This is a genomic window from Novosphingobium sp. 11B (assembly GCF_054589055.1).
Genome location: NZ_BAAILP010000110.1, coordinates 1 through 9,622 on the forward strand (window position 1 = coordinate 1; position 9,622 = coordinate 9,622).

Below are 9,622 nucleotides of genomic sequence, written 5' to 3' on the forward strand. Positions count from 1 at the left end.
GACAGTCACAGCAAAAATGTTGTTAGCACACCCGATTTTGCCGCCAAATCCACTCACCGCAAAATCAGATACTTATGGTCTCGCGTTCCCTGCGTGTTCCGCTAGCACTGTTCAACTTGGGCCTTGCGGCGCTGATGCGTGCACGAACGTGCCTCTACGCAAAATTGCAGGGCAAGCCGGCCCAGCCGTCAACGGCCAGGCCTTCTTCCTTTATCGGATACCCAAAATCAGAACTCGACGGTGGCCGAAGCCTTGAACACGCGCGGCATGCCCTGCACCAGATAGCCGCCGAGCGACGACGCCCAGTACCGCTTGTTGGCGACATTATCGACATTGAAGCGGAACGTCACCGGCTTGTCCGCGATCGCTACCACATAACGGGCGCCGAGATCGAAGCGGGTCCATTCAGGCAGTTCCAGCGTATTGGTGAGGTTCACCATCTGCCTGCCGGTCTGCATGACACGGCCGGTCAGCGTCACGCCGGGCAAGAACGCAAGATCCCACTCGACGTTGGCATTGGCGGTGTACTCAGGAACGCCAATAGCGTCGTTGCCGTCGGTCGCGCCATTGGTGGTGCGACGCTGCTTGGCATCGGTGACCGATAGACCGGCAATGATGCGCAGACCGTCCGTCGGTTCGCCGTCAAGGCTCAGTTCCACGCCCTTGTTGCGCTGCTGGCCATTGAGCGTGAACACGGTGCCGGCGCTGGTCACTTCGTTCAGCGTCTGCGGCCGATCGGTCTGGAACAGCGCAAGCGAGGCGTTGAAGCGCCCCATCGCAACCTTGCCGCCGATTTCGTACTGCACGGTCTTGTACGGTGGGAACACCTCGCCGACGTTGATCGTGCCCGCGCCCGCGACTGGGCCTTGGACAAGGCCTTCGATGCGGTTGGCGTAGATCGAAACCGTTTCGTTCGGCCGTACGACAAGGCCGACGACCGGCGTGGTGGCGCTTTCCTTGTAACGGCTCGTCCGAACGCCGGTGGTGATGTTGTAGGCGCGGTAGAAGATGTTCTGCCGGCGCAGGCCGAGCGTCAATTCCACAATCCCGTCGAACGCGCCCAGAGTGTCGGAGCCGTAGAAGCTGGTCAGACGGGTGCGGTTGGCGGGGTTGGGGTCCTCGAGATTGCCTGCGCGCAGGGCCGTGAAGGTGGGCTTGGCGACGTCCACCGGATCGTAAAGGTTGTTGCCGTTGACGGTATTGCGGCTGAACGGCCCGAATTCGTAGGCGTTGCGGTTGATGTAACGGCTCTGCGAGGCACCCACGTTGATCTCGTGCGTGATCGGACCGGTGGCGAACTTGCCGCGGATACCGGCCTGGCCCGCCTCGTTGTTGTCGTTGCGCGGAATGCTCGATCCGGTGACGAAGCCGTCGCCGGTCTGCGCATTGGTCAGCTGGAAGCCCTGATAGACGCCGCGCTCGGCCGTATCACGCGCACCGGCAGCGGCGTAGAACATGAAGTCATCGGTGATGTCGTATTCGAACTTGGCAATGCCGAAGACGTCGCGGATCGTGGTGTAGTTCCAGTCCTGTCCGTAATTGCTGTCGGCATCGGGCACATCGGGGATGGCGGTCACACCGTTCAACTGCACCATCGGGCGCATGTGTCGAACCTTGACGCGCTGGAACGCGAGATCGAGCGAAAGTCTAGAGCGATCGCTGCGCCAGTCGAACGCAGCGCCAAGCACGACCGAGCTGCGGAACTCATCGTCGATGGCCGTATCACCGCCGCGCGCAGCGCCGTTGATGCGCATGCCGAACTGGCCATCACCGCCGAAGCGGCGGCCGAAGTCGAAGGCGCCGCCAAAGTGGTCGTCCGACTGGTAGTTCACCGTCACCCGGTTGATGGGCTGGTCCTTTGCCCGCTTGGGCTGCAGGTTGACCGTGCCACCAAGCGCAGTGCCGCCCGGTGCGGCGCCGAACAGGAACGCGCTGGCGCCATTGAGAATCTGCACCTGATCATACAGCTCGGGCGAAACCAGCTGGCGCGGCGTCACGCCATACAGTCCGTCGATCGCGATATCTTCGCCGTACAGCGGGAAGCCGCGGATCACGAACTGCTCAGACGCATTGCCGAAGCCCAGCGAGGTCCGTACCGACGGGTCGTTTTCCAGCACCTGGCCAAGCGTGAGCGGTTGCTGATTAAGGATAAGCGTATCCGAATAAGCTTTGATCGCGAAAGGCACGGCCATCGCGTCCTTGTCGCCGAGCGCCCCAAGACTGCCCTTGCGGATCACCTGCGTCTCGTTTTCTCGTTGAGCGCTGACGATGATGCTGTCGTTGTCGTCGGTAGCGGTGCCGGTGCCGGCTTGGGCAAAGGCAGGCGCGGTGAGCAAGCCAGCGATCAGCGCTCCGATCGCGCACCCATTCCGAAAATCGCGAAACTCAAGCATGCTGGATAGTCCCCGTTTTGAGATGTCAGTTCCCCCTGAGGACCTGATCCGAAGTGGCATCGAGCCCGCCCCGATCGCACGTCTGCCAGCATTGGGAAAACTTGCGAACATCCAGTTTTCCAAACCATACGGGTCCAAGAGGTAATGCGACGCATTTACAGTTGCACAGGATGGTTCTGCAACGGCTATCTCGCGCCGGGTCGACCGGGCCGCAGTGTGTTATGGCGCACGACGCATATAGTTGTCCTGGTGAGGCGGCGGACAACACGGTTGCCATAGCCACGTGCGCTTCGCTAATCCGCCATGATGGACGACCGTTCGAACAGAGGCTGCTGAGCCATGCTGCGCCCTTGGCAGATTAGCCTCAGCCAGCGCATCGACGCCGCGCGTTCCGAGCCCGTTTACATGCAGATCATCCAAGCGGTGATCCGCGATATCGAGAGCGGGCGCCTAATCTCCGGCAGCTACCTCCCGAGTAGTCGCGAACTCGCGGCCGGGCTCGGCGTCAATCGCAAGACGGTGGTGCTCGCTTACGAGGACCTGATCGCGCAAGGGTGGCTGTCGTCCGCAGGCACGCGCGGCACGATGGTTTCCACCGCGCTGCCCGACCCGGCGGGGCCTGCCGCTCCGGAAGGGGGTGAGGCATCCGGTCAAGCCGAGTATCGCTTCATCCAGGGTCCCGAGCATCCGCTGGCGCTGCCCGAAGGACCGGGCATCAAGCTGGATGAGGGCGCTCCGGACGGGCGACTGTTCCCGGTGGAATTGCTGTCTCGCGCCTATCGCGGCGCCGCCCAGCGGCTCACGCGGGCCAACGGCTTGCAGTACCGCGATCCGCGCGGCGCCCCGGCCCTGCGTGAGAGTGTGGCGGCAATGCTCAAGAGCCAGCGCGGCCTGCCGGTGACGGCGGACAACATCTGCATCACGCGCGGCAGCCAGAACAGCATCTTCCTCGCCGCCAGCCTGCTCATCCGGCCCGGCGACGCGGTGATCGTCGAGGAACTGACGTACGAACCCGCCGTCGCTGCCTTCGCCGCGCGCGGGGCGAAGATCGTGCCTGTCGGGCTCGACCATGATGGCATTTGCCTTGAAGACGTGGAAGCCGCCTGCCGCCGCAACCGGGTGGCGGCGGTGTTCGTGACGCCGCACCACCAGTTTCCTACCACCGTCGCGCTGCGGCCCGAGCGACGCCTGCGCCTGCTCGACCTTGCGCGCCAGTTCGGCTTCGCGGTGATCGAGGACGATTACGATCACGAGTTCCATTTCGCCTCGCAGCCGCTGCTGCCGATGGCGGCTTATGCGCCCGGACGGGTGATCTACGCCGGATCGCTGTCCAAGCTGCTGCTGCCCGCCCTGCGCATCGGCTATATCGCCGCGCCTGTGGAAGTGATCGAGGCATTGGCGCACATCGTCTCGCTGGTCGACGGCATGGGCAATACGCTGACCGAGCATGCCGCCGCCGAACTGATCGACAGCGGCGAACTCAGCCGCCATGCCCGCAAGGTGCGCCAGATTTACGCCGGACGCCGCTCCGCCTTCGCGCAGGTGCTCGACGACACACTCGGTGACAGGGTGAAGTACGAGATGCCGCCGGGCGGCCTCGCGTTCTGGCTACGTTTTGCATCCGACGAAATTCTCGACCGGATCGAGGCCGGAGCGGCGGGCGCGGGCCTGCGCTTTGCTTCGTCACGCTCGTTCCAGACCCGCGCGGACGCGCCGCGCGGATTACGGATCGGCTTCGCCAGCCTCGACGAACGCGAAGCGCGCGGGGCGCTGGAAGCGCTGCGCCAGTTACTGGATTGACCCTGCTGGATTAACGGGGCTCGTTGGCTTCGCGCATCGCTGCCGTCAATTCCGGGTCGGCATGCCCCGCGAGGATCTGTGCCAGGCTCTCCGGCCGCTCGTCCTGACCCAGCTTGAACGTCGCGTCGCACGACAACACCCTGGCCCTGAAGGCGATGATGTGGCGGCTCATCGGCTCGTAGCGTTCGCCCATGGCGGCCACGGTCCAGCGGTCCGGGCGATCACCTTCCATGTGCGCGATCAGGCGATCGAGCGCCTCGCCGTTCTGTTCGGCCGCGAATTCCACTTCCACCTCGAGCCGGGCGACCGCATAGTTCCATGTCGGTGCCCATTGCGGCTGGGTGACCAGTTCGGGGGAGATGTAGCCTTCCGCCCCCTGGAACAGCACCAGCGCGCGGGGGTGTGCCTTCAGCGCCTCGACTTGCGGGTTGCGCAGCGCGAAGTGGCCGACAAGGGCCGCGACGCCGCCCTCGTCGTCGAGATCGGCGACCAGCGGCAGCGGCGTCGCATGGAACGAGGGCGCTCCGGAAACCACCCATGCAAGGGGATGACGAGCGACGAGGGCCGCCACTTCGGCGGCGTTTCGCGGGGACCAGGCGCTCATGCCGAAGCCGCCGTGAAGCGCTCGCGCCCGCCCACGAAAGTGCGCAGCACCTCGACCTTGGGCAGCTTTTCCGGATCGATCGCAGTCGGGTCGGCGTCGAGCACGGCAATGTCGGCGAGGAAGCCGGGCGCGATCCGGCCCAGCCGGTCGTCCTGGAAGCCCGCATAGGCATTGGCCACCGTGTAGGCGTGCAGCGACTGCTCCACCGTCACTTTCTGATCGGGCAGCCAGCCTTGCGGGTTCGCGCCATCGATGGTCTCGCGCATGACGGCGGCGTAGATGCCCTCCATCGCGCTGAGGGGCGCGACCGGCCAGTCCGAGCCGAACGTCACCGTCGCGCCGCTGCGTATCAGCGAGCCAAAGGCATACGTGCCGTTCAGCCGCTTCTCGCCGATGCGCTTGACCGCCCAGCGGCCGTCGTCGACCGCGTGATAGGGCTGGACCGAGGCGATCACGTTCTGCTTCGCGAAGCGCGGGATCGTGGCTGGCGCGATGTGCTGGGCGTGCTCCACCCGGAAGCGGCGATCGCGCTTGCCGTTCAGGCGCTCGGTCTCGGAATAGACGTCGAGGATATCGTCGTTCGCCTCGTCGCCGATGGCGTGGACGGTAACGTGCAGGCCGGCGCGATCGGCTGCGATCACCTTCTCGCGCAGTTCGGCCAGCGGCATCACGCGCACGCCGCGGGTGTGCGGGTCGTCGGTGTAGGGATCGTGGAACAGCGCCGTACGCGCGCCGAGCGAGCCGTCCACGAGCGCCTTGACGGCGCCCCAGCGCAGCCAGTCGTCGCCGCGGCCTTCGTCCTTCACCAGCGCCGCCATCTTCTCCCAGTCGCGCAGCGGCACGAAGTTGTAGAAGCGCATGTCGGTCTCGCCCTTGGCGCGCAGGCGGCGCAGGCCGTCGAAACAGTCCCAGTCGAAGGGATCGGGCACGTGGACTTGCGCGAAGCCGTGCTTCAGGCCGTGGGCGATGCCGCTGCGGAGCGAGGCTTCGACCTGCTCGGGCGTCAGCGGCGGGATCACGCGGTTCACCAGCGCCTTGGCGTTGTCCTTGACCACGCCGGTCGGCTCACCCTTCGCGTCGCGCACGATCACGCCGCCTTCCGGGTCCGGCGTGTCACGGGTGATGCCCGCCAGCCTCAGTGCCACCGAGTTGCACAAGTAGCTGTGCAGGTCGGTGCGGGGCACCGCGATGGGCGTATCCGGGCTGACCGCATCGATCCATTCGCGCGTGGGAAGCTGACCGCCGAGGCGCTGTTCGTCCCACGATCCGCCGAGCAGCCACTGGCCGGGCGCGGCCTTCACGGCGGCGGCGATCCGGGCGACGAACTCGGCGCGATCCTTCACGCTGAGCAGGTCCGGCCGGGTGAGTGCGTTGGACCCCATCAGGAAGTGGGTGTGATTGTCGGTGAAGGCCGGCAGGGCGAAGGCGCCCTTGAGGTCGATCACCCGCGTCGAGCGCGCCATGCGTGCCCTGACCGCGTCAGCCCCTACCGCGACGATGCGGTCTCCGGCGATGCCGATGGCGTCGGAGCGCCCGCCCGCGCCGCCGGTCCAGACCGAACCGCCGACCAGCGCGACGTCGAGCTGCCCGGCATTGCGTGCGGCACCGGCAGCGAAGGCATGGCGCGCGAACGCGGCTGACCCCAGCAGAGCCGCGCCCGAACCCAGAAATCGACGACGATCGAACATGACGCTCCCCTTGCCTGTGCGTGTTGCCTGTGCGTGCAGATGCCCCATTCGCCTGCACGCCCGGTCCCGCCAACATCCAATACCACACACGACCAAGGGACCAATGCGCGGGCTGGTCCCTTCGACTGGTCCCCGCATCGCCGCGGGGCATTGGTCCCCTCGACTTCCTCAAAGTGGATGTTCCTCCCGGACCGCGCATGCGCTTCACCCATTTTCAGCCGCGAGGCCCAGCCTCGTAGCATTGTCAGATCGTCCCCGAGGGCGACCGCGAACAGGGATACATTGATGGAACAGATTTTCCGCGCACGCCGCCGGTCGATTCTGGCGGGCACCGCGCTTGTCGCACTGAGCATTTCGGCCGGTCCGGCGCTCGCCCAGACCGCTGCCCAGTCAGGCGACGACAGCGCTGCATCTCCGCAGGGCGACATCGTCGTCACCGGATCGCGCATCGACCGCCCCGGCTACGAATCGCCGACGCCGCTGCTGCACATGTCGCAGGAAGACCTGCAGGTCGTGAGCCGCACCAACATCGGCGCGGCGCTGGCCGACCTGCCGCAGTTCAAGGCCTCGCAGTCGCCGCAGACCTCGGGCACCAATGCGCAGGCGGGCCGCTTCCCGGTCAACATCCGCGGCCTTGGCGAAACTCGCTCGCTGGTCCTCGTCGACGGACGCCGTCTGGTCAGCGACAACGATCTCAACACCGTGCCCTCGATCATGGTCAAGAGCGTGGACATCGTCACCGGCGGCGCTTCGGCGGCGTGGGGTTCGGACGCGGTCGCGGGCGTGGTCAACATGATCGTCGACGGCGAGTACGAAGGCGTCCGTCTCGGCGCCGAGGGCGGCATCTCGTCGCGCGGTGACGCGGGCCAGGTCAAGTTCGAGGGCAAGTACGGCACCAGCTTCGCAGGGGGCCGGGGCCACTTCGTGATCGGCGGCGAATACCTCGACAACAAGGGCATCCCCCGCAAGACCGACCGCGAGAACACGGGCCGCTTCGCCATCATCGCCAACACGCTGACGCCCGACGTCGGTTCGGCCACGCGCCTTGTCGGCGGCTATGTCACCTCGGGTCCGGCAGGCCTTCGCGGCATGGGCTTCAACCCCGACGGCAGCCTGCGCACGCCCGACATGGGCACCATCGTCGGCACCAACATGGTCGGCGGCGAAAGCACCTCCGACGACGACCGCAGCCCGCTGATCACGCCGCAGAAGCGCTACACGGCGATGGCCAAGGCGTCTTACGAGCTGACCGATACGCTCAAGCTGAGCGCTGACCTGCGCTATTCGCGGTACTACAACAGCTATACGTGGTTCGGAGATCACACCAGCAGCGTGACCATCCGGGCCGACAACGCCTTCCTGAACGACGACGTCAGGCAGATCCTTGCCGATGCGAACGCCAGCAGCTTCACGATGGCGCGCTACAATGCCGATCTTTCGTACAGCACGATCAACCTCGACCGCCGCAGCATCCAGGGCACGCTGGCCCTCGACGGGAGCTTCGGCGACGGGCGCTGGCGCTACACGGCTTATTACAGCCATGGCCAGTACCGGAACAAGATCAACACTCCCGGCTTCCTGATCACGCAGAACTTCGCCAATGCGGTGGATGCGGTGATCGATCCGGCGACGGGTCAGGCGGTGTGCCGTTCGGGCGCGGCAGGCTGCGTGCCGCTCAACCTTTTCGGCGAAGGCGCGCCCTCGCAAGAGGCGATCGACTACGTCACCGGCACCCCGCGCTCCAACAGCGTGAACCGGCTCGACACTTACGGCGTCTCGCTGCGCGGCGAACCGTTCGAACTGCCTGCGGGCCCCGTATCGATCGCGATCGGTGCGGAAGGACGCAATCTGGAAACCAGCTCGACGATCGGCGAACTGGACGCCGCCCGCGCTTTCTCGACGTTCTACTTCACCTCGCTGCAGGGCAAGTACGACGTGAAGGAAGCGTTCGGCGAAGTGGTCGTGCCGGTGATCCGCGACGTGCCGCTGCTGCGCAAGCTGGAGCTGAACGGCGCGGTGCGCGTGTCAGATTACAGCACCACCGGCAGCGTCTGGTCGTGGAAGCTGGGCGCCACCAATGAATTCCTGCCCGGCGTCATCGGCCGCGTCACCCGTTCGCGCGACATTCGCGCGCCCAACATCAGCGAACTCTACTCCAACCGCACGGTCAGCTATGTCGGCGTGATCGATCCGCAGTACACCGGCGATGGCAGCCGCAGCATTCTGGTCTACGGCGGCGGCAATGCCTCGCTCCGCCCGGAAAAGGCGGATACGTGGACGGCGGGCATCACTGCCGCTCCGCTGCGCGGCCTGACCGCCTCGATCGACTACTTCAATATCGCGATCAAGGACGTCATCACCAGCATCGGCGCGCAGGTTCTGGTCGATCGCTGCAACAGCGGTAACGCCAGCCTGTGCGATTATATCACGCGCGGCAGCGACGGCAGGATCGTCAGCGTCGCCTCGTCCTCGGTCAACCTGTCGGAGTTCAAGTCCGACGGTATCGATGCCGAAGTGGCCTATACTATGCCGGTGAACAACGACGCCAACGGGCGGGTCACCTTCCGCCTCGTCGGCACCTGGGTGAACCGCTTCACCACCGACGACGGCGTCACCAAGGTCGATTACGTGAAGTCGCAAGGCTATGCCTTCGTCAACGGCGTGCCGCGCATCCGAGCCAACGCCTCGGTCGGCTATGCCAGCGACGGCTTCAGCGGTCTGGTGCGGGCGCGCTACACGTCGGCGGGCCTGTGGGACGGTACGCGCCCGACTATCACCAACGGGCGCATCCCGGCCTATACTTACATCGATCTGCAGCTCAGCCAGAAGGTGCCCTTCGGTGACGGCCAGCACTTCGAGCTTTACGGCAACGTGTCGAACCTGTTCGACAAGAACCCGCCGCTCTACTCGAACTTCTCGCCGTACTACGACGTCATCGGTCGCTACATGACCGTGGGCGCGCGTCTGGAGTTCTGACGCGGGGGCCTTGAGGACGCACGGAAAAGGCGGCGGGTTTCGCACCCGCCGCCTTTTTCCATGCCCGCAGTTCGCGATGAGCCTTTACCACCCACCACTGCCGTCATTGCGAGCGCAGCGAAGCAATCCAGGGCGGCTCAAGACTGCCCTGGATTGCTTCG

General features: G+C 65.6%; 5 protein-coding genes. 2 read left to right on the forward strand and 3 right to left on the reverse strand.

From position 1 onward, the window contains the following. Positions 1–227: 227 nt before the first annotated feature. Positions 228–2,336: a TonB-dependent receptor gene (locus ACYPYD_RS09745; protein WP_459662930.1), complete on the reverse strand. Its 2,109-nt coding sequence runs from the start codon at positions 2,334–2,336 to the stop codon at positions 228–230. 396 nt (positions 2,337–2,732) lie between these two features. On the opposite strand from ACYPYD_RS09745, the gene pdxR reads away from it, so the two are divergent. Continuing rightward, on the forward strand, positions 2,733–4,193 hold the full coding sequence (gene pdxR / locus ACYPYD_RS09750) for a MocR-like pyridoxine biosynthesis transcription factor PdxR (protein WP_459662931.1): 1,461 nt from the start codon (positions 2,733–2,735) through the stop codon (positions 4,191–4,193). Between the two features lie 10 nt (positions 4,194–4,203). Here pdxR and ACYPYD_RS09755 read toward each other — a convergent pair whose 3' ends face one another. Both ACYPYD_RS09755 and ACYPYD_RS09760 read right to left on the reverse strand, forming a co-directional pair. Further along, the gene (locus ACYPYD_RS09755; RefSeq protein ID WP_459662932.1) at positions 4,204–4,797 is read right to left on the reverse strand and encodes an FMN-binding negative transcriptional regulator; all 594 of its coding nucleotides are present in this window, start codon (positions 4,795–4,797) and stop codon (positions 4,204–4,206) included. Continuing rightward, positions 4,794–6,485 carry an amidohydrolase gene (locus ACYPYD_RS09760; protein WP_459662933.1) on the reverse strand — a complete coding sequence of 564 codons (1,692 nt, stop codon included), beginning with the start codon at positions 6,483–6,485 and terminating at the stop codon, positions 4,794–4,796. The genes ACYPYD_RS09755 and ACYPYD_RS09760 overlap by 4 nt, the downstream gene beginning before the upstream one ends. 285 nt (positions 6,486–6,770) lie before the next feature. On the opposite strand from ACYPYD_RS09760, the gene ACYPYD_RS09765 reads away from it, so the two are divergent. Further along, positions 6,771–9,461, forward strand: a complete 2,691-nt coding sequence (locus tag ACYPYD_RS09765; RefSeq protein WP_459662934.1) for a TonB-dependent receptor domain-containing protein — start codon at positions 6,771–6,773, stop codon at positions 9,459–9,461. Positions 9,462–9,622: the final 161 nt, after the last annotated feature.